Source organism: Nitratireductor sp. StC3, from assembly GCF_003015025.1.
Taxonomy (GTDB): Bacteria; Pseudomonadota; Alphaproteobacteria; order Rhizobiales; family Rhizobiaceae; genus Mangrovimarina; species Mangrovimarina alexandrii.
Window position 1 is genome coordinate 18,776 of sequence record NZ_PYBP01000008.1, and the last position, 24,768, is coordinate 43,543.

Here is a 24,768-nt window from a genome sequence, read left to right on the forward strand (position 1 = left end):
TTTCTCCCAATCCGCGCGGCACAATTTTCAATCAATTCGAGCGTTGCGGCGCTGCAGCGCGATGCCGACGCGGAAGGCAATGTAAATCAACGCAACGAGCAGGTGCGACACGGCTATCAGCGGTCGATGGCCGAACATGTCGGGAAAACCCCAATACATCGTCGTCTCCATCGCCGCGCACAGGAACCAGATCACCGGCCCCCAGGAGGCCGTCATCCACAGGCCGATGCCGGCGAACGGAAAAAGCACCGACAGCGACACCGAGGCGACCTGCCATTCCACCGGCATGGTGTCGAAGCGCCAGAGCGGGCCGTCATAATAGCCGATCAGCCGGACCCAGTACGCGACCCCGAACATCAGGCTGTAGGCGGCGACGATGCGCAGGAACCAGGGAAACGCCGCCTCGATTAGTCCCGGCCGCCAGGCGGCGACATCGACGCCGTCCTCGCTCACAACTCCAGGTCCCGCTCAAGTGGTGCGAAATAGGCGTCCACGACGTCCGGCGTCACCGCCTCGAGTGTCGCCGGCTGCCACACCGGCGTGGCGCCCTTGTCGATAATGGCCGCGCGAATGCCCTCGTAGAAATCGTGTCCCGTCAACATACGGCTGACGATGCGAAACTCCATGCGCATACAGGCTGCCATGCCCATGGTCGCGCCCTGTGTGATCTGGCGATGGGCAACGCGCAGGCTGGTGGGCGAACGCTTGGAAAACGTCTCCAGCGTCGCGACGGCGAAATCCTCGCCGGCCTCGGCGTCGCGGCGCAGTGACGTCAGGGTTTGGTCGAAATCGTCCGGCGCGAAATGGCGGGCAATCGCGGCCACCGCATCGGCCGCGGTCTCGCCCGGCACCGTCTGCGCGTAGCGCGCGGTAACCGCGTCGGCATCACCGCTTTCTGCGAGCGCGGCCAGGATCGCCTCCAGATCGGCCTGTCTGACGGCATGGCTCGCAAGCCCGCTCCACAGTGCATCGCCCTGGCGGATGCGGGCGCCGGTCAGACCGAGATAGAGGCCGAAGCGGTCTTTCAGCCGCGGCAGGATGTAGCTGCCGCCGACATCCGGGAAAAAACCGATGCCGACTTCGGGCATGGCGAAGACAGCGTTCTCGCTCATCAGCCTGTGGGTGCCATGGAACGACACACCGACGCCACCGCCCATAGCGATACCGTCGATCAGGGCGACATAGGGTTTAGGGAAGCGCGCGATGGCGAGGTTGAGACGGTATTCGTCGGCGAAAAAGTCGAGCGGCGGATCGCCGGCGCGTCCGGCCTCGTAGATGTGCAAGATATCGCCGCCGGCGGAAAAGGCCCTGCCCTCGGCCTTGATGACGATCAGCGCGATCTCAGGATCGTCTGCCCAGGCGGCGAGCGCTCTTGTCAGCGCAAGCACCATGGCGTGGGTGACGGCGTTGAGCGCCTTGGGGCGCGTCAGCGTCACCACCCCGGCCGCACCAAGCTTTTCGAAACGTATCTCCTCGCCACCGCCGAAATCCATGCCGGTCGTCCCTCGCGTCGTCTGCGCGGCCAGGTCGTCGCACCACTCGATCCGGCACACCTCGCCCGATGCCGAGGCTTATGCGGCGGCCGCGCCGGCGTCAATCTCGCCGGCGCCAAAGCCGTCATCGACGGCCCTAAAGCGGCTTTGTGCGCCGCCGCACCCATGCTATCCCTCGCCCGGAAATCGCCCCCCGCCATGGAGTGCGCCATGAACCGCATGTTTCGCGACACCAAGACCGGCGCACGCAGCGTCGACGAGATCACTGCAAGCCGGCGCCTGCGGCGCCTGCGCAAGACAGACTGGTCGCGCCGCATGGTGCGCGAGAACCGCTTGACGGTCGACGATTTGATCTGGCCGATCTTCGTCATCGAGGGCGAGAACCGACGCGAGGAAATCGCCGCCATGCCCGGCGTCTACCGCATGACGCTCGACCTGGCGGTCGCCCAGGTCGAGGAAGCCGCGAAACTCGGCATCCCAGCGGTCGCCACCTTCCCCAATATCGAGCGCGACCGGCGCGACCGGACCGGCTCGCACATCCTCGACGCCGACAACATCCTCAACAAGGCGAGCCGGGCGATCAAACAGGCCGTGCCGGAAATCGGGATCATCACCGACGCCGCGCTGGACCCGTTCACCGACCATGGCCACGACGGCATCCTGCGCGAGGGCATCATCGTCAATGACGAATCGGTGGCGCAGATCGCCGAGGCGGCCGTGCTGCAGGCAGCAAGCGGCGCCGATGTGATCGCGCCGTCGGACATGATGGACGGGCGCATCGGCGCAGTGCGCGACGCGCTCGACGCCAACGGCTTCCAGGACGTGGCGATCATGTCCTACGCGACCAAGTTCGCCTCGTCCTTCTACGGCCCCTATCGCGAGGCGGTTGGCACGGCCGGCCTGCTCAAGGGCGACAAGCAGACCTATTATCTCGATCACGCCAATTCCGACGAGGCGGTGCGCGAAGCCGAGCAGGACCTCGCCGAAGGCGCCGACATGATCATGGTCAAGCCCGGCCTGCCCTATCTCGACATCGTCCGCAGGCTGAAGGAGGCGTTCGCCATGCCCACCTTCGCCTACCAGGTGTCGGGTGAATACGCGATGATCAAGGCGGCCGGCGCCAATGGCTGGATCGACGAAGACCGCGCGATGATGGAATCGCTGCTGTGCCTGAAGCGCGCCGGCTGCGACGGCATCCTGACCTATTTCGCGCCGCAGGTGGCGCGGGTGCTTTCGGAAAGATGATGGCGGCGACAGGGTTTTCGTCAGACGCTGCGATGCGACGAGGCGCGCCCCGATGAGCGCGGCGCGTCTGCTCATCCTGGCCGCGGGACTGATCGGCGCCGCGGGCGTGGCGCTGTCGGCGGTGGCCGCGCATGCCGGCGGCGGCAATGTGGCGACCGCGGCGCAATTCCTGCTTTTTCACGCCCCTGCCCTGCTGACGCTCGGGCTCCTGTCATGCGAACGCCTGGCTCACGCGGCCGGACTGGTTCTGCTTGCCGGCGTCCTGCTGTTCGCCGGCGACCTGCTGATGCGGCACTTTGCCGACACCAGGCTTTTCGCAATGGCCGCGCCGGCGGGCGGAACGCTGATGATCCTCGGCTGGCTGGGCGTCGCCGGCTCGGCCCTACGCAGGCCGCGCGGCGCGGCGTGACGGCGGCAGCCCTTCGCAATTCTTGATTTCGGCCGGACGATCCCCATCTTCGACGGGTGGCGCGCGAACCGCAGCCCAGGAAAGGACAGGATGAGCGACAATATTCTCGACGGCGATATTTTGGCTTCGCGGCTTGACGACTGGCGCGTCTATGAGGGCGTGCGCACACGCCGGGTCTTTGCCTTCCTGCTCGATTATCTGTTCATCGGCTTGCTTGTGATCCCCTTCGCGGTCCTGGTGCTCCTGCTCGGCGTCTTGACGCTCGGCCTGGGCTGGGCGCTGTTCGGCGTTCTTGGCCCGATCGTGGCGCTGATCTATATCTGGAGCACGCTCGGCGGCGCGAAACAGGCCACGCCCGGCATGCAGTTGATGGGCCTGCGCCTGGACCGGCTCGACGAACGCCCCGTCGACGGTCTCCTGGCAGTGGTTCACACCGTGCTTTTTTGGGCCGGCAACGCGATCCTGACGCCCCTGATACTGCTGGTCTCGTTGTTTGCCGACCGCAAGCGTACGCTGCACGACCTGCTGCTGGGCACTGTGGTGACACGCGCCGAGCGTTAGCGGCCTGTCGGCCGGTTGTGCCGCATGCAGGCTCTGTTCAATTTTTCTGATGACATTTGGCCTTGGCAAAGTCCAAGAAAAGGTTGACGTTTTGCGCGCGCCGTCCAAGCTATGGATTGTCCGCAGATATCGGAAACCATGACGCAGCATCCGACCCAGTCGCCGCAGTTCTTCCTGACAGCGCCTTCGCCCTGCCCCTATATTGACGGGCAGTTCGAGCGCAAAGTGTTCACGCATCTGGTCGGCGAGAAAGCGCCCGAACTCAACGACCTGCTTACGCAAGGCGGGTTTCGCCGCTCTCAGAACATCGCCTACCGGCCTGCCTGCGAAACCTGCCGGGCCTGCGTGTCGGTACGCATCCTGGCCGAGGAGTTCCGCCCGTCGAAGAACATGAAACGGGTCATGCACAAAAACGCCGACCTGATCGGCGCGGTGCACGACGCGGAACCGACCACCGAACAATATTCACTGTTTCGCGCCTATCTTGATGCCCGCCACCGCAAGGGCGGCATGTCGGACATGACCGTGCTCGACTACGCCATGATGGTCGAGGACACCCATGTCGAGACCAAGATCATCGAATATCGCCGCCGCGGCCCTGACAGCTTCATCACCGGCACCGGCCAGGGGGAACTGATCGCCGTGGCGCTGTCCGACACGATGGCCGACGGATTGTCGATGGTCTATTCCTTCTACGATCCGAGCCAGGAAGAGCGCTCGCTCGGCACGTACATGATCCTCGACCACATCGCGCGGGCGCGCACGGCCGGCCTGCCGCATGTCTATCTCGGCTACTGGGTGCACGGCTCGTCGAAGATGGATTACAAAATACGCTACCAGCCGCAGGAGCATCTCGGTCCAAAAGGGTGGGAACGCTACGACGGCGCCTGCGCCTGACGGGCAGGACACGACATTGCGGCTTGCTGTAACGGAACCGGCATTGTGCAAGGCAAAACGCTGAAACACTTGTCGCGCCCGGCCGGGTAGTGCGCTGGCCAAACCGGGCTAAGCTCTCCGCAAATCGAACTGTTTTCAATCGGATCAGCCGCCCCTGCCATGACCGCTTCCACCAACCACCACACCAAGGGCCTTTTGATTACGGCGATCGGCGGCATGACGCTGACCATCGACATACCGCTGATCCGTCTCGCCGACGGCGATCCTTGGTCGATCCTGATGCTGCGCAGCGGCACGACCGTCGTCGCCGCGCTCACCATCTGGCTGGCCTGGCGGTTGCTGCGCGGCAACGCCCCGGCGCTGATTCCCGGTCGCGCCGGGCTGATGGTGGCCGCACTCTACGCGGCCTCCTCGGTGACCTTCATCATGGCCGTCTACAACACCACGACCGCCGATCTGGTCTTCCTGCTCGCCTTCAACACCATGTTCGCCGCGCTGCTGTCGTGGCTGTTTTTGAAGGAGCGCCCGCGCCCGGCCACACTGATCGCCATGGCGCTGATGCTGGTTGGCATGCTGATCATCGTCTATGATGGCATCGGCACCGGCAACCTGGTCGGCGACCTGTTTGCGCTCGCCTCGGCCTTCATGCTGGCCACCGCGATTACGATCTCGCGGGCGACCGGCAAGGATATGGGCTTTACCGCGCTGGTGGCGGTGTCGCTGCCGTTCGTGATTTCGGTCCTCATGGTCGCCAAGACCGGCTACCGGGTCGAGGCGCCGTGGTGGATCCTGTTCAACGGCGCCGTCATCATGCCGATCTCGTTTTTCTGCCTGGCGACCGGCCCGAAATATATTTCCGGTCCGGAAGTGGCGATGTTCTATCTGCTGGAGACGGTGCTGGCGCCGGTCTGGGTGTGGATGATCTTCGCCGAGGTGCCGACGGCGGCCTCGATAACCGGCGGCGCGATCCTGGTCGTCACGCTGATCGCGCATTCGCTGTGGCAATTGCACGACGGCCGGCGCCGGCGCGCCGCTCTGGCGGTGCGTCACCCGGCCTGAGCGGCCGGGCTAGCGTTTCAGTATTTCTGCGGCACGTAGAGTTCGGGCGGCAGCACTTTGCGCTCATAATTGGGATTGAAGACACGCTCCGGCAAGGCGATCTCCTCGTGCGGGATCGGCTCGTAGGGCACCTGGTTGAGCAGGTGGTCGATGCAATTCAGCCGCGCACGCTTCTTGTCGTTGCCCTCCACGATGTACCACGGCGCCTCGGAGATGTTGGTGCGGGCGAACATCTCCTCCTTGGCTTTGGTGTAGCCTTCCCAGCGCACCCGGCTTTGCAGGTCCATCGGCGAGAGTTTCCACTGTTTCATCGGATCGTGGATGCGCATCAGAAAGCGCATCTGCTGCTCCTCGTCGGTGATCGAGAACCAATATTTCACTAGCAAGATACCCGAACGCACCAACATGCGTTCGAACTCCGGCACGTCGCGGAAAAATTCCTCGACCTGGTCGGGCGTGGCGAAGCCCATCACCCGTTCGACGCCGGCGCGATTGTACCAGGAGCGGTCGAACAGGACGATCTCGCCGCCCGCCGGAAGATGCGGGACGTAGCGCTGGAAATACCATTGCGAGGTCTCGCGCTCGGTTGGCGCAGGCAGAGCGACCACCCTGGCGATGCGCGGATTGAGCCGCTGGGTGATGCGTTTGATGACCCCGCCCTTGCCGGCCGAGTCGCGCCCCTCGAAGATCACCACGATCTTCTTCTTGTGATGGGCGACCCAGTCCTGCAGCTTGATCAGCTCCGACTGAAGGCGGATCAGCTCGCGGAAATAGGTCTGCCTGTCGATCGTGTCCGGGTGGGCCTTCTTGTAGACCTTGCGGATCTCCAACGACAGGGCCGGTTCCGACAGCTCGAGCTCGTAATCCTCGTCGAGCGTGTCGGCAAGCTCAGCCTCGAGCCAGTCCTTGCCGCCATCGGTGCTGTGCATCATATCCCTCATCTTTCCTGCGCACGGGCTCGCCCGGCCGCAAACCCGCACAATGCTGCAAATATCTAGCCCGTATCAATGACGGAATTATTGCAGCCGCGTGACGGGCTCTGGCGCCCGCCAGGGCCGGCCGGCGCCCTGTCTTCGGCACATTGGACGACAGCCGGCCACGGACAGGCTATCAATGCAATGCGCCGTCATGCTTGGTAAAAGAGGCCGCCGCCCGCTACACACTGCAACGCCATCGATCGCACGGACAAACATGAAAACGCCCGCCTTCACCACACGTTTCCAGATCAGCTTCGGCGACTGCGATCCGGCCGGAATCGTCTTCTACCCCAATTTTTACCGCTGGTTCGACGCGACCTGTCACGCCTGGTTCCGCGCCGCAGCCGGCAGCCATGCCCGGCTTTGCGAGGCTCTGGGCAGCGTCGGGGTGGGACTGGTCGATTCGGGGGCCAGTTTCCGTTCACCGGCAACGGAGGGCGACGTGCTGGAGATGGCACTTGCCGTGGAGGCTTGGAACCGCAAGACGCTGCGGCTCGGTTACCGCGGCACGGTGGGTGAGCGGCTTGTGGTCGAGGGTTTCGAACTGCGCGCCGTGTTCGTGCGCGAGGACGGACGCATGCGCGCCGGCGAGACCGGACCGCTGCGAACCTTGCTCGAACAGTCCGGCGCAACGACTACCACGGCATCGTGAGGCGTCAGAAAAAAACCGCCGGCTCATGGCCGGCGGTTCGCTAGGGGGCCGCTGCGTTCAAGAACCGAATCAGCGCAGCGTCCGAACAGACTGATTTCGAATCGTTTCTGCGATCCGACGTCCTATCCGGACAGGACCTGAGCGGCTAGAAATCGAGCGCGACGTCCTTGTCGCCCTCGCGCAGCCGCGTCGGCAGGCCGATCCGGTTCAACAGGCCGAGGAAGGGCTGCGGCGGCAGTTCCTCGACATTGACCATTTTCTGCACGTCCCAGGTGCCGTCGGCGATCAGCATGGCGGCGGCGACCGGCGGCACGCCCGCAGTATAGGAAATCGCCTGACTGCCGACCTCCTCGTAGCAGGCCTTGTGATCGCAGATATTGTAGATCAAGACCTCGCGCGGCTTGCCGTCCTTCTCGCCCTTGACGAGATCGCCGATGCAGGTGTTGCCAGTGTAGTGCGGCGCCAGCGAGGCCGGATCCGGCAGCACCGCCTTGACCACCTTGAGCGGCACCACCTCGAGCCCCTCGGCGGTCGTCACCGGCTGTTCCGACAACAAGCCGAGATTCTTCAGCACGGTGAAGACGGTGATGTAACGTTCGCCGAAGCCCATCCAGAAACGGACGTCCGGCACGTTCAGGTTCTGCGACAGGGAATGGATCTCGTCATGGCCGGTCATAAAGGTCTGGCTTTCGCCGACGACCGGCAGATCCCAGACCTTGCGAACCTCGAACATCTGGTTGGAGGTCCATTTGCTGTCCTGCCACGACCAGACCTGGCCGGTGAACTCGCGGAAATTGATCTCGGGATCGAAATTGGTCGAGAACCAGCGATTGTGGCTGCCGGCATTGACGTCGATGATGTCGATCGAGTCGATCCGATCGAAATACTCGTTGTTGGCCAGCGCTGCATAGGCGTTGACGACGCCCGGATCGAAACCGACGCCGAGAATGGCGGTCACGCCCTTGTCCTCGCACTCCTTGCGCCGCTTCCATTCGTAGTTGGCGTACCAGGGCGGCGTCTCGCAGACCTTGGCCGGATCCTCGTGGATGGCCGTGTCGAGATAGGCCACGCCGGTTTCCAGACAGGCCGACATCACCGACATGTTGACGAAGGCAGAGCCGACATTGATGACGATCTGGACGCCTGTGCTCTCGATCAGCGCCCTGGTGGCCGCGACGTCGAGCGCGTCGAGCGCGTGCGCCTCGAGCACGCCGTCCTGCTTGAGGCTGCCCTTTTCGCGCACGCTGTCGATAATGGCCTGACATTTTTCCACGGTGCGCGAGGCGATATGGATATCGCCGAGCACATCGTTGTTCTGGGCACATTTATGAGCCACCACCTGGGCGACGCCGCCGGCGCCGACGATCAAGACATTCTTTTTCATCCTGACGCGTTCAACTCCATCGTTGGAAACAAACATGATCCGGCGCCGAGGCGCCGGCGTGTCGGTTAGGACAGGCTGGCCACATAGTCATCGAACGAAAACGTCCTGATGACATCGACGCTGCCGTCGAGCTGGCGCACGGCGATCGCGGGCATGTTCACGCCGTTGAACCAGTTTTTCTTGACCATGGTGTAGCCGGCGGCGTCCTGGATCGAAATCCGGTCGCCGATTGACAGTTCCTTCTCGAAGCGGAATTCGCCGAAAATATCGCCGGCCAGGCAGGACTTTCCGCAGATCATGTAACTGTGCGGGCCGGAATCGGGGCGGATCGTGGCCCGCTCGCGGTAGATCAAGAGGTCGAGCATGTGGGCCTCGATCGAGGAATCCACGATCGCCAGGTGCTTGCCGTTGAACAGCGTGTCGAGCACGGACACTTCGAGCGTGGTCGAGTTCGTCACCGCAGCTTCGCCCGGCTCCAGATAGACCTGGACCCCGAAACGGTCGGCAAACGCCGACAGGCGGTCGCAGAAAGCATCGAGCGGATAGGCCTCGCCGGTGAAATGGATGCCGCCGCCGAGACTGACCCAGTCGACATGGCCGAGCAGTTCGCCGAAGCGGGTTTCGATCTCGCCCAGCATGCGATCGAACAGCGCGAAATCGGCGTTTTCGCAGTTGTTGTGGATCATGAAGCCGGAAACGCGGTCGAGCACGGCGGCGATGCGCTCGGCGTCCCATTCGCCGAGCCGGCTGAATTGCCGCGCCGGATCGGCGAGGTCGAAACCGGAACTGCTGACGCCCGGATTGAGACGCAGGCCGCGCACAATGCCGGCGGCGGCCGCCTCGAACCGGTCGAGCTGGCCGATCGAATTGAAAATGATCTTGTCGGCATGGCCGACCACGGCATCGATCTCGTGATCGGCATAGGCAACCGAATAGGCGTGGGTCTCGCCACCGAATTTCTCGCGGCCGAGCCTGACCTCGTAGAGCGACGACGAGGTCGTGCCGTCCATGTAGTCGCGCATCAGATCGAAGACCGACCAGGTGGCGAAGCATTTCAGCGCCAGCAGCGCCTTCGCACCCGAGCGTTCGCGCACATGGGCGATCTTTTCGAGGTTGCGCAAGAGCTTCGACTTGTCGATCAGATAATACGGCGTCTGGATCATCGGCCCTGGTGGTCGCCTCGCAAGATTGCCCGTCATTGGTTCGGAAATTCGCGCCGGGCCTGACGGCAACGCGCGTCCGGGCCTTCGGTCTGCCGGCCTTACTAGCCGAGACCGGCTACCGCCCGCAACGCCCCGCGGCGAAAAAGACGCCGGGCGCGGGGCGGCGTTTTGCTGCACCGTGGCCGCCGCGCGCGGCGGCGTTCTGTCCTGGACCCGCGGAAACGTACCGGCGACAGCGCGCCGCGTTCAGCCGAATTTTCCGGTGCGCGGAAAGCCTTTCGGCGCCATGCGGCCGGCCCCGGCGCGCGCGCCCATCCACTCCGTCAACTCCTCGCGGACACGGGTGAAGGTGCGGTCGGCCGAATCCTTCCAGGACAAGCCCTCCTCCATGGCGAAGGTCTTGATGTCGGCAATGCCGCCATCCTTGTATTTTTGCAGGCGCACGCCCTTGCCACGGGTGAGTTCGGGCACCTCGTCGAGCGCGAACACCAGCAGCTTGCGGTTTTCCCCGACGACGGCGACATGGTCGCCGGAGACGGGAACGCACAGCTTTGCCTCGTCCGGCGCCTTGACGTTCATGACCTGCCTGCCCTTGCGGGTGTTGGCCACGACTTCGGCCTCCGGCACCACGAAACCGTTGCCGGCCCAGGATGCCAAAAGCAGTTTGCGCGCGGGATCGTGGGCGAAGGCGGTGACGATCGCCTGGTCGTTGTCCATGTCGACGATGATGCGCACCGGCTCGCCGTGGCCGCGCCCACCCGGCAGCCGGTCGGCACCGATCGTGTAGAACTTGCCGCCGGTGGTGAAGATCAGCACCTTGTCGGTGGTCTGGGCGTGGAAGGCGAGCTTGAGCTTGTCGCCTTCCTTGAAGGACAGGCTGGACAGGTCCGACAAATGACCCTTCATCGCTCGGAGCCACCCCTTTTCCGACACCACGACGGTGACGGGCTCCTTTTCGATCATCGCCTGGTGAATGTCGGACAGGTCGTGATCGGGAGCCTCGGAGAAGGTGGTACGCCGCTTGCCGAGATCGGGGTTCTTTTCGGGTCCGAATGTCTCGCGGATCTCCCCGATTTCCCAGGCCACCGTACGCCATTGCTTGGCCTCGGATGCGAGCAAGGCCTCGATCTTGGCCTTTTCGTCGGTGAGCTGGTCGAACTCCTTGCGGATCTCGAACTCCTCGAGCTTGCGCAGAGCGCGCAGGCGCATGTTCAAGATCGCTTCGGTCTGGGTATCGGTGAGATCCCAGCGCGCCATCATCACTTTTTTCGGCTCATCCTCCTCGCGGATGATGCGGATCACCTCGTCGATGTTGAGGTAGGCGATCAGATAGCCGGCCAGAATCTCCAGCCGCCGCTCGATCTCGCCCAGCCGGTGACGCGAGCGGCGAACCAGAACCTCCTTGCGGTGGTCCAGCCATTCCCTGAGCACCCCGGCGAGCGACAGGACGTTGGGCACCCGCCCGCGCGTCAGGACGTTCATGTTGAGGGAAAAGCGGCTTTCGAACTCCGACAGCTTGAACAGCGATTCCATCAGCAGCGCGGGATCGACCGTGCGGCTCTTGGGCACCAGGACGATGCGCACATCCTCCGCGCTTTCGTCGCGAATATCCTCAAGCAGCGGCAGTTTTCGAGCCAAGAGCAGTTCGGCGGTCTTTTCGATCAGCCGCGACTTCTGAACCCCGAACGGGATTTCGGTGACGACCGCGATCCAGGTGCCGCGCCCCTGGTCCTCCTGGTGCCAGCGCGAGCGCACACGGAAGGCGCCACGGCCGGTCTCGTAGGCGTCGAGGATCGAGGCCCGGTCGTCGACGATGACGCCGCCGGTGGGAAAATCCGGTCCCTCGACGAATTTGAGCAGCTCGGCAACACTCGCCTGAGGATTGTCGATCAGATGCAGCGCGGCGTCGCAAATCTCGGCAACGTTGTGCGACGGGATCGAGGTCGCCATGCCCACGGCAATGCCCGAGGAACCGTTGGCGAGCAGGTTCGGGAAAGCCCCCGGCAAAACGACCGGTTCCTCCTCCTCTTCGTTGTAGGTGGGCCTGAAGTCGACCGCGTCCTCGGCGATCCCCTCCAAAAGCAGCGGCGACACCTGGGTCATGCGCGCCTCGGTATAGCGCATCGCCGCCGCGCTATCGCCGTCGATATTGCCGAAATTGCCCTGGCCGTCGACCAAGGGGTAGCGCATGGAAAAGGACTGGGCCAGACGCACCAGCGCGTCGTAGATCGCCTGGTCGCTATGCGGGTGGAACTTGCCCATCACCTCGCCGACGATGCGGGCGCATTTGGCGAAGCCCTGCTCGGGGTTGAGCCGCAGCAGGCGCATCGTATGCATGATGCGGCGATGGACGGGTTTCAGCCCGTCGCGCACATCCGGCAAGGCACGATGCATGATGGTCGACAGCGCATAGGCGAGGTAGCGTTCCTCGAGCGCGTTCTTGAGGTCGACGGGCTCGATCGCGTCACCGCCATCGCCACCGGGCGGAATCAGGCTTTTTCCCATGTTTTCCGGTTAATGGAGTAGGTATCGCCGGGCAAGTGGGCGCGCGCCGGAACGGCTTTATGCCCCCAGCTTTCCCGGTATATAAGCGCTCTCCGATCCATCTGCGAAATCCGCGCAAACCTATGGCCGTGCGGTCGAATATCGTCCAAAGTGAGCAAATTCACTGAAATCGCGGCGTTTTCCGCATTTTGACATTATCCGGTCCATTTGTTCGCCGTAGATTGGCACAAAGGGACATCGAGCCAACTCAGGGAACAAATTCATGTCTTACCCACGTCTACGCCCCCACATTTTGGCCTGCGCCGGACTGATGGCGGCCTACATGCCGCACACAGCCCTGGCCGCCGATGCCGACGAGGTGGCGGCGCGCCTCAAGGCGATGATGGAAAAACAGGGCGTGGAGGCATCCTGGAGCAACATTGCCGGCGACGGCACGCGGATGACGTTGCAGGGCGTCACGGTCAAACCTGCCGGTACCGACGAGGCCTTGCCGCTCGGCAACATCGAGCTTGCCGACATCAGCGAGGACGGGGACACGATCGTCGTCGGCACCCTGGCGATGCCGTCCTACGCCTTCTCCAGTGAAGACGTGGACGTGGCCATCGACGGCATCAGCGTCACCGGCCTCGAATTGCCGGCCGTCGGCGACGACAGCATCGCCGCCATGGTCGGGGCTTATGAAAGTGCCGACATGAACCTTCTGAGAGTGACGCGGGAAGGCCGGCCGCTGTTCACGCTCGAGCAGCTTCATGTGGAAATGTCGCCGCTCAGCGACGATGCGCCACTGGAATTCAGCGGCGCCGCGGAAAAATTCACCGCCGACCTGACCACGATCGAGGATCCCCAGGCCAAGGCCGTCGTGCAAGCGCTTGGCTACGAAACCATCAACGGCTATCTGGAACTGTCCGGCTCGTGGTCCCCGACCGACGGGCGCATGGTACTCGACCAGTACGACATCGCCGTCGATCAGGCCGGCACGATCGGAATGACCTTCGACATTGGCGGCTACACGGCCGAATTCATAAAGGCGCTGCGCGACATTCAGGCCAAAATGGCTGAAAACGAAGGCCAGGACCAGTCGGCGCAGGGCATGGCCATGCTCGGCCTGATGCAGCAATTGACGCTCAACGGCGCCACCTTGCGCTTCGACGACGACACGCTGACGCAAAAGACGCTCGAATTCGTCGCCGCGCAGCAGGGCGCCAAGCCGGCCGACATCGTCAACCAGGCCAAGGCGGTCCTGCCCTTCGCCATGGCGCAGCTCAACAATCCCGAATTGACGGCGGCGGTCTCCGCGGCGGTAGGCAAGTTCCTCGACGATCCGCAGAGCCTCGAAGTGCGCGTGGCACCGCAGAACCCGCTGCCGTTCGCCATGGTCGCGGCCGGAGCGATGACCGCGCCGCAGGCGCTGCCGCAGCAGCTCGGCCTGAAAATCACCGCAAACGAATAAAGGCGGTTCTCGAAACCGAACCGACACGGCCCGGCATTCTGTGCCGGGCCGTCTTTTTGTCCGGTCTTACCGGCGCATGTAGAGCCACAAGGTGGTCGGCGCCAGCACGACGGTCAGGAGCGCCGGCGCAAACAGCGCCAGGCCGATTTCGTGCACCGTCACGCCGCCGTTCATCAGACCGCGCATCGCCGTCGTCATCAAGGAAACCGGGTTGATATCGACGAAGGTATGCAGCCAGCCGGGCATGGTGGCGGGATCGACCATGATGTTGGAGGCGAACACGACCGGGAACAGGAAGGTGAAGCCGACGGTCATCACCGTCGTCGGCGTGCGGATCAAAAGGCCGAGGACGAGGAAGATCCAGCCCGTACCGAAGCCGATCGCGACCAACAGCGCGAAGGAAGCCGCCACACCGACGATACCGGTCTCGGGCTGATAGCCGAGGATCAGCCCGATCGTCAAAATGATCGCCGCGGCGATCAGATGGCGCAGCATGTCGCCGACCATCAATCCGGCGAACGGCGCCAGCGGCCAGACCGGCAACGAGCGGAAGCGGTCGAAGAGACCCTTGCCGAGATCGGTCGACAGGCCCATGCCGGAATAGACCGCGTTGAAGACCACGGTCTGCACCAGGATGCCGGGCAGAAAGAACTGCAGATAATCGCCGGTCGAGCCGGCGAGCGCGCCGCCGAACACGAAGGTGAACAGCAGCGTGAACATGATCGGCGTCATCACCAGATCGAAAAGCTGCTCGGGCACGTGCTTGAATTTTAACACCGCCCGCCAGGCAAAGACCAGCGCATTGGAAAATGCCGAGGGACGGCGCGGACGCTCAACGCCATGCAAGGCGGCCGCCAGGGCACGGGTTCGGCTCATCGCTCGTCCTCCACTACCGGATCGCTCTCCACACCCTGTCCGGTGAGCGCGAAAAACACCTCGTCGAGACTGGGCTGGCCCATGGAAAAATCGGACGGCTCGATCCCCGCTTCAATCAGTGCCGCGATCGCCTGGCTGGCGATCTCGGCGCTGCCGGCCATAACCGACAATTGCGCGCCCTCCACGCTGGTCTGGACCGGGCTGGCCAAGCGGGCCTCCAACAGCCGCGCGGCCTCGTCGAGCCGTTCGCGGTCGGCGAGCGCGACATGCAAGAACCCGGAGCCGGTCTGCGCCTTCAGTTCGCGGCTGGTGCCTTCGGCGATCTTGCGGCCATGATCGATGACGGCGATGCGGGCGGCGAGCTGGTCGGCCTCCTCCAGATACTGGGTCGTCAGCAGAATGGTGACGCCGGCATCCGCCAGACCGCGGATCATGCGCCAGACCGCCTTGCGCGCCTTGGGGTCGAGGCCGGTGGTCGGCTCGTCGAGAAACAGCACGCCCGGCGTGACGACCAGCGACGCGGCGATGTCGAGCCGGCGTCGCATGCCGCCCGAATAATCCTTGACCTGCTTGTGACCGGCATCGGCGAGCTCGAAGGCGTCCAGAAGCTCGTCGGCGCGCGACTTGGCGGCGCGGCCGCGAAAGCCCCACAGACGCGCCAGCATCAACAAGTTCTCGCGGCCGGTCAGATCCTCGTCGAGCGAGGCGAACTGACCGGTCATGGCGATGACGGCGCGCACCTCGGCCGGTTCGTTCACCAGGTCGCGGCCGAGAACGCTCGCCGTCCCGGCGTCGGGCCGCGAAAGCGTGGCGAGCATGCGCATCAGCGTCGTCTTGCCGGCACCGTTGGGGCCGAGCACGGCGAAGATCATGCCGCGCGGCACGTCGAGGTCGATGCCGTCGACCGCACGCACGGCACCGAAATGCTTGACCAGGCCGCGCGCGGATATGGCGGGTTGCGCGGCGGTATCGTCAAGAGGCTGTTTGCCCGCGGGCGAGACATCGTTCATGGGGCCGGTCCGGATCCTGAGACAAGACGGCCGGGTGGCCGCATCGCGGGCAGACGCCTATAGCAGACGCAGGCGATTTCCGCACGCGCAGAGGCAAAAATGCTGACATCTGCCGCCGCTTGGGCTGCGCACGTCCCGCAGCCTGCAAACCTGTCGCTATTGGCCGCGCCGGCCAGACGCCCAATGCTGCAGGCAGGTCTGTACGATCACGCATGCGCCATCGCGCAGAGCAACAGGCGTCAGGCGGAATTGCGACCCCTCGCCCGCCATTGGCACGTGGACGAAACCGCTCATCGCCGGATCGAGCCCGTCGCAGACCCCGGCGCGCGACAGGGCAAAGACCGTGTTGCACAAATAACCGCCGGCATCGTCAGACCATTCGACCGGAAGATCGTGCCCGCCGAGCGCAATGGCGATCGCCGCGAGCGGCAGGCTGGAGGACAGCGTCGGCGGACCGGCGCAAATCCGTTCGGCGTCCGGCAGGCCGCCTGCCCGATCGGGGCGCGCGCCGGCATGGCTGTTGCGGGCCAGGCGCTCGAGGCGAAAGCCGCGACACTCCGCGGCCAGCCCGAAATGAATGGCGATATCGGGCAAAAAATCGCGGCCGATGGCCGAGAGCTGGGTGGCGATCGTGGCATAATCGACGTCGAGTACCGCCATGCGCAGCGTGCATGGGATGTCGAAGCGCGGCGGCGCAGCGGTCAGTTCCGCGACCAAAGCCTCGGTCGGATTGACCGGAGCGCCCGGAAAGGGACCGAACCCGGTCAAGAGAATACGCGGACCGTGTTTGCCGGCCGCCCCCATCACGCCAGCGTCCGAACCATGGTCGTGGCCGACGAAAACCCGAAAACATGGCGCAGTAGGCCGGTTTGACTGGTGGGGCCAGCCGCAAACCCCTTGCGCTCGTAAAGCGACCTGGCGCGCGGATTGGTGTCGATCACGTCGAGGCGCAGTTCGGCAACGCCGCACTTCAGCGCGTGCTGGCAGACCGCATCGAGCAGCGCCGATCCGATGCCGAGGCCACGCGCCTGCGGGGCAACGGCGATGCCGTCCATCAACAATTGGCCATCGGCCAGGTCGCGCTCCAGCGCCGACAGCAAGACCCCACGCAACACCGCGCCGACCCAGCCGTAGACGGCCGCCATCTCGGCAAGGCCGCCGCCGACCATGGCGCCGTCTTTTGTCTTGAAGCCGGCAATGCCGAGCAGCGTGGCGCCGTCGCCGCTGACGGCCGACAGGCAAAACGCCGGATCGATCACCGAGGCGACGAAACGCTCGCCGCGGCCGTCGCGGCCAAGCACGCCGCCGATCTTGCCGGAAAAGGCCTCGAAATAGAGCGCCGCGGCCTGGCCGCGGAGCACTTCGGGAAACCCGGCGACGATACGCCAGTCCGTGTGCAAGCGATCGCTACTCCTTCGGTGGCGCAACCACCCGCAGATTGAGGTCGCGCAGTTGCTGCGGCATGGCGGGCGACGGCGCGCCCATCAGCAGGTCCTGCGCCTGCTGGTTCATCGGGAACATCGTCACCTCGCGCAGGTTCTTCGCCCCGACCAGAAGCATGATGATGCGGTCGATGCCGGCAGCCATGCCGCCATGGGGCGGCGCGCCATACTGGAACGCCCGGTAGAGACCACCGAAACGCTCCTCCACGGTGGCGCGGTCGAAGCCGACGATCTCGAACGCCTTGACCATCACATCGACAAGATGGTTACGAATGCCGCCCGATGCAATCTCGAACCCGTTGCAGACGAGATCGTACTGGTAGGCCTTGATCGACAGCGGCTCAGCGTTTTCCAGCGCCTCCAGCCCGCCCTGCGGCATGGTGAAGGGGTTGTGGCCGAAATCGACCTTCTTTTCCTCTTCGTTCCATTCGTAGAACGGGAAGTCGACGATCCAGGCGAGTTCGAAACGGTCGCGGTCGACCAGGTTCAGCTCCTCGCCGGCGCGGGTACGCGCGCTGCCCGCGAAGGCGGCGAATTTCTTCGGGCTGCCGGCGACGAAGAAGCAGGCGTCGCCGTCTTCGAGGCCGAGCTGGGTGCGGATCGCCTCAGTGCGCTCAGGCCCGATGTTTTTAGCGATAGGACCGGCACCTTCCAGCCCCTCGCCTTCCTTGCGCCAAAAGATGTAGCCGAGGCCCGGCTGGCCCTCGCCCTGGGCCCAGGAGTTCATCCGGTCGCAGAAGGCGCGGCTGCCGCCGGTCCTGGCCGGGATCGCCCAGACCTCGGCCTTGTCGTCATTGGCCAGGATGTTGGCGAAGACCTTGAAGCCGGAGCCGCGGAAATGCTCCGACACATCCTGCATCTCGATCGGGTTTCTGAGGTCCGGCTTGTCGGACCCGTATTTGCGCATCGCCTCGTCATAGGGAATGCGCGGAAAAACGTCCGTCACCGGCTTGCCGTCGGCGAATTTCTCGAAAATGCCGCGCATGACCGGTTCCATGGTCGAAAACACGTCTTCCTGCTCGACAAAGCTCATTTCGAGATCGAGCTGGTAAAACTCGCCCGGCAGGCGGTCGGCGCGCGGATCCTCGTCGCGAAAACAGGGCGCGATCTGGAAATAACGGTCGAAGCCCGACACCATGATCAACTGCTTGTAGATCTGCGGCGCCTGCGGCAGCGCGTAGAACTGGCCCTCGTGCAGGCGCGAGGGAACCAGGAAGTCGCGCGCGCCCTCAGGCGAAGACGCGGTCAGGATCGGGGTCGAATATTCGGTGAAGCCGACCTCGCCCATCGCACGGCGCATCTCGGCGATGATTTTCGTGCGCGCGACGATGTTCTTGTGCAGGGTCTCGCGACGCAGGTCGAGGAAACGGTATTTCAGCCTTATGTCCTCGGGATAGTCAGGCTCGCCGAAGACCGGCAGCGGCAGTTCCCTGGCCTGCGACAGCACCTCGATGTCGCGCGCGAAAATCTCCACCTCGCCGGTCGGCAGGTTCGCATTGACGGTGTCTTCGGTACGCGCCTTGACCTCGCCGTCGACGCGGATCACCCATTCGCCGCGCACCGTCTCGGCCGTCTTGAACGACGGCGAATCGGGATCGGCGACGATCTGCGTCAGGCCGAAATGGTCGCGCAGGTCGATGAACAACAGGCCGCCATGGTCGCGGACGCGGTGAACCCATCCGGCAAGACGAACGGCCGCGCCGACATCGGCTTTTCTCAGTTGGGCGCAGGTGTGGCTGCGATAGCGGTGCATGAGGGAAATTCCGGTCTGTGGATTCATGGGGGACCGGCGTTGCGCCGCCTGGTCCGGAAAGTGGCGCGAAAAGCGCATGGGCGGGGCGTTTTGTCAAGGTGACGACGGGGCAGCCCGGGGGCCGGTGGGCGTTCCCAACAGCCGACGGGGGCCCGGTCACTTGTCTCAGATCAAGGCATCGCCCGGGTGCGCATGATGAGTGCCCACAATAGGGTTTGGCCTGTTAAGAGCTAGAATAGCGTATCAATACAGGGTCGCCTGCCGGAGAAGCCATCGTGAGAGCCGTCCGTATCCTTGGTCTTTTGGCGGTTGCCGCCGCAGTCGCGTTCGGCGCCTACTGGTACTGGTCGCGGCCGCTTGCGGTCGCAACCGTGTCACCGACGCGCGGCGACGCCGCCGAGATCGTCTACGCCGCCGGCATCGTTGAGCCGCGGAACTGGGCCAAGGTGACGGCGCTGGTGCGCGAGCGCATCGTGTGGGTGTGCAATTGCGAGGGTGAACGCGTCGCCGAGGGCGACGAGCTGGTGCGCCTCGACGACACCGAGGCCGCCGCCGTGCTTGCGGAACTGAAGGTGCGCCATGCGCTGGCGGCCGCCGAGCGCGACCGTATCGCGCTGCTGGTCGAACGCAATGTCGTCAACCAGACCGAACTCGACCGGGCGCATTCGGCGGTCGCGCAGCTCGAAGCGCTGATCGCCGGCCAGGAGGCGCGGATCGCCAACTACGTGCTGACCGCTCCCAGCGACGGCGTGGTTCTGCGCCAGGATGCCGAGGTCGGCGAAATCGGCGAACCCGGAATGGTGCTGTTCTGGGTCGGGCGCCCCTCGCCGCTGATCATCGTGGCCGAGGTCAACGAGGAGGACATTCCACGCGTGGAGACCGGTCAGCAGGCGCTGCTGCGCGCCGACGCCTTCGCCGGCCGCACGCTTGAAGCCACGGTCGACAGCATCACGCCAAAGGGCGATCCGGTGACCAAGACCTACCGCGTGCGCCTTGCCCTGCCCGCCGTCACGCCGCTGCGCATCGGCATGTCGGTCGACGTCAACATCGTGGTGCGAGTGTCGCGCCAGGCCCTGCTTTTGCCGACCCTGGCCGTCAGCGACGACACGGCTTTCGTGGTCGAGGGCGACACGGCGCGCCAAAAAGCGCTCGAAACCGGCATTCGCGGCACGACCCACATCGAAGTACTCGGCGGGGTCGACGAGGCGGCGCGCGTGATCTCGCCCTTTCCGGAGGCGATCGAGGACGGCCAGCGCGTGCGGGCCGGCGCGGGCGGCTGATGCGCCTGATCCTCGACATCGCGCTGACGCACATTGTCGGGCGCGGACGCCAGACCTTCGTCGCCGTGATCGGGGTAGCCGTCGGGGTCGGCTTTTCCATCGCCATGGCCGCCCTGATGCAGGGCGGTCAGGACGATTTCGTCGAGCAACTGATCGACACCATGCCGCATGTGCAGATCACCGACGAGCGCCGGACCTCGAAACGCCAGCCGGCCGAGGACCGCTTCGCCGCCGCGCAGATATCCGGGTTGAGACCGCCCGACGACCGGCGCGGCATCATCAATCCCACCGCCGCCATGGCCTGGCTCGACGCCTGGCTTCCCGGGCATTATTCGGCAAGCCTGAGAACGCAGGGTGTGGTGCGTTACGTCGGACGCGAGGCCGGCGCCTCAATCGTTGGGGTCGACCCGACAACCGAACGGGCGGTCTCGCCGATCGTCGGCGATTTCGTCGCCGGAAGTTTCATCGCGCTCGGCTCGGGCGGCAACAACATCGTCATGGGCGACCGCATGGCCGACAAGCTCGGCGCCCGGCTCGGCGACACGGTCTCGGCGGTGTCGTCGACCGGCCTGTCGCGCGCGTTCCGCATCGTCGGCCTGTTCCACACCGGCACGACCGCGCGCGACGAGGGCGAAGCCTATATTCTTCTGAAGAACGCGCAGATCCTGTCGGAACGCGCCAACGCCATCAACGATATCCGCGTCAAGCTCGACGACCCGTTCTCATCGCCGCCGATCGCCCGACGCATCGAGGCCGAACTGGGCTACAAGGCGGTGGCCTGGCAGGAGGCCAGCGAGGGCATCATGGAGGCTTTCGTCGTGCGCAACGTCATCATGTACACGGTCGTTGCGGCGATCATGCTTGTGGCCGGCTTCGGCATTTTCAACATCGTGTCCACCATCACCCACGAGAAGGCGCGCGACATCGCCATCATGAAATCGCTGGGATTTTCGCAAAATGACATGCAGCGCATGTTCATCATCGAGGGCCTGGCGATCGGCGGGGCTGGCTCCGCGCTCGGCTGGGCGCTCGGCTTCGCGCTGACCACCGCGCTCGCCTCGGTGCGTTTCGAACTCGACGCCGGCGGCCAGGAAATCACCAATCTGCCGATCGCCTGGAGCGCGCTGCACTACGCCATCGCCAGCGTCTTCGCCCTTGGCTCGGCGGCGGTTGCCGGCTACCTGCCGGCCCGGCGCGCGGCGCGGCTCAATCCGGTCGACATCATCCGGGGGGCGTCATGAGCGCGTTGATCGAGGCCGACGGGCTGACCCGCATCCTGCCCGAGACCGTACCGGTCACGCTGGTCAAGGATGTCAGCCTTTCGATCGATCCGGGCGAGTTCGTCGCCATCACCGGCCCGTCCGGATCGGGCAAATCATCCCTGCTCTACCTGCTCGGCCTGCTCGATTTGCCGACATCCGGACGGCTGAGTGTCGACGGACGTAATTGCGGCGAGATGGACGAGGCCGCCCGCGCGCGGCTGCGGCTGGACAAGATGGGGTTCGTGTTCCAGTTCCATTTCCTGCTGCCGGAATTCTCCGCCCGCGACAATATAGCGATCCCGATGCGCAAGTTGGGCCGGTTGACGCGGGGGGAGATAAACGACCGCGCCGAGGCCCTGCTCGCCTCGCTCGGGCTCGAAGACCATGTGCACAAAAAACCGTTCCAGCTCTCCGGCGGCCAACGCCAGCGGGTCGCGGTGGCACGCTCGCTCGCCAACGATCCCGCGCTGCTTCTGGCCGACGAACCAACCGGCAGCCTGGATTCGAAAAGCTCCGAGCAGGTGTTTTCGATCCTGCAGGCGCTGGTGCGCGAACAGGGCAAGACGGTGCTCGTGGTCACCCACGACATGGAAATGGCCGGGCGCATGGACCGGCGCATCCATCTGGTCGACGGCATGCTGGCCGATGCCGAGGCCACCGACTGACACCCGACCCGGCCAAAGCGCATGACGTGACGTTTTCGCAACCGAATAGGTCCGATTGGCACTAACGGGCAGCGCAAAATCGCGGCATGATCACTGGCGTCCGATTCCTCCCGCACCTGCGGTCCATGTCCTCCATCCGCCCCCTCATTCCGTTGCTGATCGCCGCCGGCATCCTGCTCGGCGGCAACGGGCTGCAAGGCACGCTGATCGCGCTGCGCGGCGCGCAGGAGGGCTTCACGCCGTCGACCATCGGGCTGATGGGCACGGCCTATTTCGGCGGCTTCCTGCTCGGCTGCCTGGCGATCTCGCGCATCATGAAGGCGGTGGGCCATGTGCGCGCCTTTTCCGCGCTGGCCGCGATCGCGTCGGCCGGAACCCTGCTTCTTGTGCTGATGATCGATCCGGCCACCTGGTCGGCGATCCGGTTTGCCAGCGGGTTCTGCTTCGCTGGGCTGTTTACCGTCATCGAAAGCTGGCTCAATTCCGGCGTCGCCAACCGCGACCGGGCGCGCGTGTTGGCGTTCTACCGTATCATCGACATCGGCGCCGTCACCGGCGCGCAATTCCTGATCCCGGTCTTCGGCGCCGACGGGTTTTCTGTGTTCGCGGTGATGTCGATCATGATCACGCTGTCGCTGGTGCCGGTCTCGCTCGGCGACCGCTCGAACCCCGTCCCGCCCGCCGATGTCCGGCTCGATCTCGGCCGGGTCTGGCGCATCTCGCCTGTCGGGGTGATCGGCTGCGTGGCGGTCGGCATCACCAACAGCGCCTTTCGCACCTTGAGCCCGGTCTATGCCGAACAGATCGGCATGTCGGTCACCAATGTGGTGACTTTCGTCAGCGCCGGCATCGTCGGCGGCGCGCTGATCCAGTACCCGCTCGGCTACCTGTCGGACCGGTGGGAACGGCGCGCGGTGCTGCTGATGACCGCCGCCGGCGCGCTGGGCGCCGCGCTGGCGCTGGTGTTCTTCGCCGGCGCCGGGCCGTTCGCCAATTTCGTGCTGGTTTTCATCTTCGGCGCCTTCGCCATGCCGCTGTTTTCGCTGTCGGCCGCGCACGCCAACGATCGCGCCGGCAAGGACGAGTTCGTGCTCGTCAACGCGGCACTGATGCTGTTTTACTCTTTCGGCGCGATCGGCGGCCCCTATGCCGCCTCGACCGCTATGGAATGGTTCGGCCCGCGCTATCTGTTCGCGTTTTCCGCCGTCATCTATGCCGCGTTGATCGCGATCATCGTGCACCGCATGCTGACGCGCGGAAGCGTTCCGGCCGAGCAGCGAAGCCGCTTCACCGCGCTGTTGCGAACCTCGACGGCGTTCGCCCGGCTGGCCAGGCGCCGCGACGAGGCGCGCCACGGCGACGACGGCCCATAAAGGGTCCCGCATCATCACGTTGCCCGCCCGCATCGCCTTCACGCCGGGGACTTCAGGCTGCCCGAAGGTCAAAACCATTCCATCAAACGGCTTCCATCTGACGATAAACGGCACTAAAGACCGGTTATGCATGTGATTACGACCACGGCCGAGCTCGCCGACACCGTTGCAAGCCTTTCGAAGTCCGACTTCGTCACCGTCGACACCGAATTCATCCGCGAAACCACCTTCTGGCCGGAATTGTGCCTGATCCAGATGGCCGCGCCGGGCATGACGGCACTCGTCGACCCGCTCGCTCCCGGTATCGATCTGGGACCTTTCTTCGATCTGATGGGCAATGAGCGCGTCACCAAGGTGTTTCACGCCGCCCGCCAGGACATCGAGATCGTTGTGCATCGCGGCGATCTGGTGCCGCAGCCGCTTTTCGACACCCAGGTCGCGGCCATGGTGTGCGGCTTCGGTGACAGCGTGTCCTACGAACAGCTCGTCCAGAAGATCACCGGCGAGCGCATCGACAAGTCGTCGCGCTTCACCGACTGGCGCCGCCGCCCGCTGACCGAGCGCCAGCTCGCCTACGCGCTGGCCGACGTGACCCATCTGATCGACGTTTACCGCCATCTGCGCGACGAGCTCGACCGCGAGGGCCGCGCCCATTGGCTGAACGAAGAAATGCAGGTCCTGACCACCCGCGAGACTTATGCGCCGGACCCGGAACACGCCTGGAAACGCCTTCGCGTGCGTCTGCGCAAGCCGCTCGAGCTGGCCGTGTTGAAATCGGTCGCGACCTGGCGGGAACTGGAGGCACGCGAGAAAAACGTGCCGCGCGGACGCATTCTCAAGGACGACGCGCTCAGCGAAATCGCCGTCCAGCAGCCGCAGGACCAGGCCGCGCTGGCGCGGCTCCGCACGATCCCGAAGGGCTGGGAACGCTCGAGCGCGGCAGCCGGCGTGCTGGAGGCGGTGAATGCCGCCCTGGCGCTGCCGCGCGAGGAGATGCCGCGCCTGCCCAAACAGCAGCAACTGCCGGAGGGCACGGGTGCCGCGGTCGAGCTGTTGAAGGTGCTTTTGAAGCACGTCGCCGAGAAACAGGGCGTGGCGGCGAAAATGCTCGCCTCGGGTGACGATATCGAGCGCATAGCGGCCAACGGCACGCAGGCCGACGTGCCGGCCCTGCATGGCTGGCGGCGCGAAGTGTTCGGCGAAACGGCCCTCAAGCTGGTGCGCGGCGAACTCGCTCTACGCTTCGAGGACAGGAAAGTCGCCATCTTCGAGCCGTAACCCGCGCTCCCGTGGCGCGCCTCTCAACGGTCGG

23 protein-coding genes are annotated in these 24,768 nt (G+C 64.8%); 12 read left to right on the forward strand and 11 right to left on the reverse strand.

The features are described from left to right. Positions 1-27 precede the first annotated feature (27 nt). Together C7T96_RS16250 and C7T96_RS16255 are read right to left on the reverse strand one after the other, a co-directional pair. Positions 28-453, reverse strand: a complete 426-nt coding sequence (locus tag C7T96_RS16250) for a DUF6163 family protein (RefSeq protein WP_106572304.1) — start codon at positions 451-453, stop codon at positions 28-30. After that, entirely contained in the window at positions 450-1,493 is a 1,044-nt protein-coding gene (locus C7T96_RS16255) for an enoyl-CoA hydratase/isomerase family protein (RefSeq protein ID WP_106572305.1), read from the reverse strand. Before C7T96_RS16255 ends, C7T96_RS16250 begins: the two co-directional genes overlap by 4 nt. A 210-nt stretch (positions 1,494-1,703) precedes the next feature. Here C7T96_RS16255 and hemB point away from each other — a divergent pair, with 210 nt between their 5' ends. The 5 genes from hemB to C7T96_RS16280 all read left to right on the forward strand — a co-directional run bounded on the left by hemB (position 1,704) and on the right by C7T96_RS16280 (position 5,664). Beyond that, positions 1,704-2,738, forward strand: coding sequence for a porphobilinogen synthase (gene hemB, locus C7T96_RS16260; protein WP_106572306.1), 1,035 nt, complete (start codon positions 1,704-1,706; stop codon positions 2,736-2,738). A 52-nt stretch (positions 2,739-2,790) separates the two neighbouring features. Next, on the forward strand, positions 2,791-3,147 hold the full coding sequence (locus C7T96_RS16265) for a DUF423 domain-containing protein (protein WP_106572307.1): 357 nt from the start codon (positions 2,791-2,793) through the stop codon (positions 3,145-3,147). A 90-nt stretch (positions 3,148-3,237) separates the two neighbouring features. Then, complete coding sequence (locus tag C7T96_RS16270) at positions 3,238-3,708, forward strand: RDD family protein (RefSeq protein WP_106572308.1); 471 nt, start codon at positions 3,238-3,240, stop codon at positions 3,706-3,708. Positions 3,709-3,846: 138 nt separating this feature from the next. Continuing rightward, entirely contained in the window at positions 3,847-4,605 is a 759-nt protein-coding gene (locus tag C7T96_RS16275) for an arginyltransferase (protein ID WP_106572309.1), read from the forward strand. 159 nt (positions 4,606-4,764) lie between these two features. Then, positions 4,765-5,664, forward strand: coding sequence for a DMT family transporter (locus tag C7T96_RS16280; protein WP_106572310.1), 900 nt, complete (start codon positions 4,765-4,767; stop codon positions 5,662-5,664). 17 nt (positions 5,665-5,681) lie between these two features. On the opposite strand, the gene ppk2 is transcribed toward C7T96_RS16280, so the two are convergent. Next, positions 5,682-6,596 (reverse strand): polyphosphate kinase 2, encoded by a 915-nt coding sequence (ppk2, locus tag C7T96_RS16285; RefSeq protein WP_106572311.1) that lies wholly within the window; start codon positions 6,594-6,596, stop codon positions 5,682-5,684. A gap of 259 nt (positions 6,597-6,855) precedes the next feature. Between ppk2 and C7T96_RS16290 the strand changes: the two genes are divergently transcribed. After that, complete coding sequence (locus tag C7T96_RS16290; RefSeq protein ID WP_158264398.1) at positions 6,856-7,293, forward strand: acyl-CoA thioesterase; 438 nt, start codon at positions 6,856-6,858, stop codon at positions 7,291-7,293. A gap of 145 nt (positions 7,294-7,438) precedes the next feature. Here the strand turns inward: C7T96_RS16290 and C7T96_RS16295 are convergent, their stop codons facing one another. From C7T96_RS16295 to parC, 3 genes are all read right to left on the reverse strand, one after another. Next, a complete protein-coding gene (locus tag C7T96_RS16295) occupies positions 7,439-8,677 on the reverse strand; it encodes a saccharopine dehydrogenase family protein (protein ID WP_106572313.1) in 1,239 nt (412 codons plus the stop codon). Between the two features lie 65 nt (positions 8,678-8,742). Next, positions 8,743-9,840: a carboxynorspermidine decarboxylase gene (locus C7T96_RS16300; protein WP_106572314.1), complete on the reverse strand. Its 1,098-nt coding sequence runs from the start codon at positions 9,838-9,840 to the stop codon at positions 8,743-8,745. Positions 9,841-10,086: 246 nt separating this feature from the next. Continuing rightward, positions 10,087-12,345 (reverse strand): DNA topoisomerase IV subunit A, encoded by a 2,259-nt coding sequence (gene parC, locus C7T96_RS16305; RefSeq protein WP_106572315.1) that lies wholly within the window; start codon positions 12,343-12,345, stop codon positions 10,087-10,089. Positions 12,346-12,607: 262 nt separating this feature from the next. Here parC and C7T96_RS16310 point away from each other — a divergent pair, with 262 nt between their 5' ends. Continuing rightward, positions 12,608-13,795 carry a hypothetical protein gene (locus tag C7T96_RS16310; protein WP_146149198.1) on the forward strand — a complete coding sequence of 396 codons (1,188 nt, stop codon included), beginning with the start codon at positions 12,608-12,610 and terminating at the stop codon, positions 13,793-13,795. A gap of 66 nt (positions 13,796-13,861) precedes the next feature. Here C7T96_RS16310 and C7T96_RS16315 read toward each other — a convergent pair whose 3' ends face one another. The 5 genes from C7T96_RS16315 to aspS all read right to left on the reverse strand — a co-directional run bounded on the left by C7T96_RS16315 (position 13,862) and on the right by aspS (position 18,876). Next, positions 13,862-14,671 (reverse strand): ABC transporter permease, encoded by an 810-nt coding sequence (locus C7T96_RS16315; protein ID WP_106572317.1) that lies wholly within the window; start codon positions 14,669-14,671, stop codon positions 13,862-13,864. Further along, positions 14,668-15,681 carry an ATP-binding cassette domain-containing protein gene (locus tag C7T96_RS16320; protein WP_106572318.1) on the reverse strand — a complete coding sequence of 338 codons (1,014 nt, stop codon included), beginning with the start codon at positions 15,679-15,681 and terminating at the stop codon, positions 14,668-14,670. The genes C7T96_RS16315 and C7T96_RS16320 overlap by 4 nt, the downstream gene beginning before the upstream one ends. A gap of 156 nt (positions 15,682-15,837) precedes the next feature. Next, positions 15,838-16,485, reverse strand: a complete 648-nt coding sequence (locus C7T96_RS16325) for a hypothetical protein (protein WP_106572319.1) — start codon at positions 16,483-16,485, stop codon at positions 15,838-15,840. Further along, the gene (locus C7T96_RS16330) at positions 16,485-17,081 is read right to left on the reverse strand and encodes a GNAT family N-acetyltransferase (protein WP_106572320.1); all 597 of its coding nucleotides are present in this window, start codon (positions 17,079-17,081) and stop codon (positions 16,485-16,487) included. Before C7T96_RS16330 ends, C7T96_RS16325 begins: the two co-directional genes overlap by 1 nt. 7 nt (positions 17,082-17,088) lie before the next feature. Next, positions 17,089-18,876: an aspartate--tRNA ligase gene (gene aspS, locus C7T96_RS16335; RefSeq protein WP_106572471.1), complete on the reverse strand. Its 1,788-nt coding sequence runs from the start codon at positions 18,874-18,876 to the stop codon at positions 17,089-17,091. Between the two features lie 275 nt (positions 18,877-19,151). Between aspS and C7T96_RS16340 the strand changes: the two genes are divergently transcribed. The 5 genes from C7T96_RS16340 to rnd all read left to right on the forward strand — a co-directional run bounded on the left by C7T96_RS16340 (position 19,152) and on the right by rnd (position 24,734). Continuing rightward, positions 19,152-20,156, forward strand: a complete 1,005-nt coding sequence (locus C7T96_RS16340; RefSeq protein ID WP_106572321.1) for an efflux RND transporter periplasmic adaptor subunit — start codon at positions 19,152-19,154, stop codon at positions 20,154-20,156. Then, the gene (locus C7T96_RS16345) at positions 20,156-21,397 is read left to right on the forward strand and encodes an ABC transporter permease (protein ID WP_106572322.1); all 1,242 of its coding nucleotides are present in this window, start codon (positions 20,156-20,158) and stop codon (positions 21,395-21,397) included. The genes C7T96_RS16340 and C7T96_RS16345 overlap by 1 nt, the downstream gene beginning before the upstream one ends. Beyond that, a complete protein-coding gene (locus C7T96_RS16350; protein ID WP_106572323.1) occupies positions 21,394-22,083 on the forward strand; it encodes an ABC transporter ATP-binding protein in 690 nt (229 codons plus the stop codon). Before C7T96_RS16345 ends, C7T96_RS16350 begins: the two co-directional genes overlap by 4 nt. A 125-nt stretch (positions 22,084-22,208) precedes the next feature. Next, positions 22,209-23,456, forward strand: a complete 1,248-nt coding sequence (locus C7T96_RS16355; protein ID WP_106572472.1) for an MFS transporter — start codon at positions 22,209-22,211, stop codon at positions 23,454-23,456. 126 nt (positions 23,457-23,582) lie between these two features. Further along, positions 23,583-24,734: a ribonuclease D gene (gene rnd / locus C7T96_RS16360; RefSeq protein ID WP_106572324.1), complete on the forward strand. Its 1,152-nt coding sequence runs from the start codon at positions 23,583-23,585 to the stop codon at positions 24,732-24,734. Positions 24,735-24,768: the final 34 nt, after the last annotated feature.

What these genes read in the sequence shown, in the direction of transcription:
- C7T96_RS16255 (WP_106572305.1), bottom strand. Translation starts at nt 1,493, where the DNA reads ATGGATTTCGGCGGTGGCGAGGAGATACGTTTCGAAAAGCTTGGTGCG.
- hemB (WP_106572306.1), top strand. Translation starts at nt 1,704, where the DNA reads ATGAACCGCATGTTTCGCGACACCAAGACCGGCGCACGCAGCGTCGAC.
- C7T96_RS16265 (WP_106572307.1), top strand. Translation starts at nt 2,791, where the DNA reads ATGAGCGCGGCGCGTCTGCTCATCCTGGCCGCGGGACTGATCGGCGCC.
- C7T96_RS16270 (WP_106572308.1), top strand. Translation starts at nt 3,238, where the DNA reads ATGAGCGACAATATTCTCGACGGCGATATTTTGGCTTCGCGGCTTGAC.
- C7T96_RS16275 (WP_106572309.1), top strand. Translation starts at nt 3,847, where the DNA reads ATGACGCAGCATCCGACCCAGTCGCCGCAGTTCTTCCTGACAGCGCCT.
- C7T96_RS16280 (WP_106572310.1), top strand. Translation starts at nt 4,765, where the DNA reads ATGACCGCTTCCACCAACCACCACACCAAGGGCCTTTTGATTACGGCG.
- ppk2 (WP_106572311.1), bottom strand. Translation starts at nt 6,596, where the DNA reads ATGATGCACAGCACCGATGGCGGCAAGGACTGGCTCGAGGCTGAGCTT.
- C7T96_RS16290 (WP_158264398.1), top strand. Translation starts at nt 6,856, where the DNA reads ATGAAAACGCCCGCCTTCACCACACGTTTCCAGATCAGCTTCGGCGAC.
- C7T96_RS16295 (WP_106572313.1), bottom strand. Translation starts at nt 8,677, where the DNA reads ATGAAAAAGAATGTCTTGATCGTCGGCGCCGGCGGCGTCGCCCAGGTG.
- C7T96_RS16300 (WP_106572314.1), bottom strand. Translation starts at nt 9,840, where the DNA reads ATGATCCAGACGCCGTATTATCTGATCGACAAGTCGAAGCTCTTGCGC.
- parC (WP_106572315.1), bottom strand. Translation starts at nt 12,345, where the DNA reads ATGGGAAAAAGCCTGATTCCGCCCGGTGGCGATGGCGGTGACGCGATC.
- C7T96_RS16310 (WP_146149198.1), top strand. Translation starts at nt 12,608, where the DNA reads ATGTCTTACCCACGTCTACGCCCCCACATTTTGGCCTGCGCCGGACTG.
- C7T96_RS16315 (WP_106572317.1), bottom strand. Translation starts at nt 14,671, where the DNA reads ATGAGCCGAACCCGTGCCCTGGCGGCCGCCTTGCATGGCGTTGAGCGT.
- C7T96_RS16320 (WP_106572318.1), bottom strand. Translation starts at nt 15,681, where the DNA reads ATGAACGATGTCTCGCCCGCGGGCAAACAGCCTCTTGACGATACCGCC.
- C7T96_RS16325 (WP_106572319.1), bottom strand. Translation starts at nt 16,485, where the DNA reads ATGGGGGCGGCCGGCAAACACGGTCCGCGTATTCTCTTGACCGGGTTC.
- aspS (WP_106572471.1), bottom strand. Translation starts at nt 18,876, where the DNA reads ATGCACCGCTATCGCAGCCACACCTGCGCCCAACTGAGAAAAGCCGAT.
- C7T96_RS16345 (WP_106572322.1), top strand. Translation starts at nt 20,156, where the DNA reads ATGCGCCTGATCCTCGACATCGCGCTGACGCACATTGTCGGGCGCGGA.
- C7T96_RS16350 (WP_106572323.1), top strand. Translation starts at nt 21,394, where the DNA reads ATGAGCGCGTTGATCGAGGCCGACGGGCTGACCCGCATCCTGCCCGAG.
- C7T96_RS16355 (WP_106572472.1), top strand. Translation starts at nt 22,209, where the DNA reads ATGTCCTCCATCCGCCCCCTCATTCCGTTGCTGATCGCCGCCGGCATC.
- rnd (WP_106572324.1), top strand. Translation starts at nt 23,583, where the DNA reads ATGCATGTGATTACGACCACGGCCGAGCTCGCCGACACCGTTGCAAGC.